Origin of the sequence: Burkholderia sp. WSM2232, assembly GCF_000472545.1 — a bacterium.
Taxonomy (GTDB): Bacteria; Pseudomonadota; Gammaproteobacteria; order Burkholderiales; family Burkholderiaceae; genus Paraburkholderia.
In genome coordinates this window covers 1-1,240 of sequence record NZ_AWZV01000072.1, presented here as the reverse complement: position 1 = coordinate 1,240, position 1,240 = coordinate 1, and the positions used below count along the sequence as shown (strand labels likewise).

Annotated in this window: 2 protein-coding genes; both read left to right on the top strand. The window is 59.4% G+C overall.

The genetic code is table 11. From position 1 onward, the window contains the following. Nucleotides 1–244: ester cyclase (locus tag F757_RS0129800; protein WP_027214519.1), on the top strand; the 244-nt coding region annotated here is incomplete at its 5' end. Between the two features lie 2 nt (nt 245–246). Further along, complete coding sequence (locus F757_RS34400) at nt 247–723, top strand: MarR family winged helix-turn-helix transcriptional regulator (protein ID WP_232221485.1); 477 nt, start codon at nt 247–249, stop codon at nt 721–723. Nucleotides 724–1,240 lie beyond the last annotated feature (517 nt).

The window sequence follows — 1,240 nt, the reverse complement described above, 5'->3', positions numbered from 1 at the left end:
TCGGCCCGCGCTTGAGGGGCTGCGAGTCGAGATTCACGAGCAATTAGTGGACGGCGACAAGGTTACGACGCGTAAGACGATTTCGGGCACTCACAGTGGGCCGCTGTTTGGCATAGAGCCGAGCGATCAACGGCTCACGATCGACGTCATCGATATAGTGCGCGTGCGCGACGGCCAGTACGTCGAGCATTGGGGGCTCAATACGCTTGCCGCTGTTATTGCGCGCTTACGCGAGGGCAGCTAGACATGGCCGACGAACGGCAAGCGCAACTGCGGCGAACCAAAGCCGACAATGACGAAGCGATGCGGCTCGCGGAATCACTCTGCGACGTCGTGGGAAGTCTTGTGCGGGTGGTGCGTGAGCACAGCGGTACACGGTCGACCGCGCAGAACGAAACTCTGGCGCATCTGGAGCAAAGCGGACCTGTCAGCATATCAACGCTTGCAGGAATCAGAGGGGTAACTCATCAGACAATGCGCCTCATTGTGATGAAGCTTGTCGATGCCGGGCTGCTCAGTTCGACACAGGATGCCGAAGATGGACGCGCCTATCTGGTGCATCTGACATCATCAGGCAGAGCGCAACTGCGCAAGGAGAGGAAGGTCAGAGCCGATTGGCTAACCGCAGGTCTTTTGTCAAAGACAAGCGTTGAAGAGCGCAGGTTGCTTGGAGACGCCATCTTGGTACTGCGCAAGATCGCGCGGATTTCAGAGAACAGTTAGCCAGATGCCAGATTATGGTTAGCATACCTTTCCTGCCGGGCTGCGATCCTCGGCCGTCTCTTTGAATGGATGGCTCATTCGGGTCCGCCTCCCGCCGGGCCACATGGCTCGTGGGCCCCGGCGCGACATGCTCTTTCCACGAGACGCTGACCGGCGGGGAACAGTCAATCAATTCGAGCGACGGAATTGCCGACGATCGGCAACGCCGCGCCTTACCAGCTGGCCGTCGACCGGGCGAGCGGCTCATTGACGCACTCGCGGCGCTGCCTGACGCCTTGCCGCTTACCGTAGGCGGCCGCTTCAATCGACGTGCGCCTGTGTCCACCATATCGACAGTGCTCGCTCCGCTCGTTTGCCCGTTGCTGCGGCAATTTACCGGAGTAATGCGGCGGCCATCAGACGCTGTCCGCGTTCGAGTTATTGACGCATTACCGGTCGGATTGCCGACAGATTGCCGGGGTTTCAACTGCCGTTCAACCAGATAACTAGGCGGAAAAGGCAGAGATATCGGCAAGCA

Bases quoted from the DNA above. Each gene is read 5' to 3' on its own strand.
- F757_RS34400 (WP_232221485.1), top strand. From the start codon at position 247: ATGGCCGACGAACGGCAAGCGCAACTGCGGCGAACCAAAGCCGACAAT.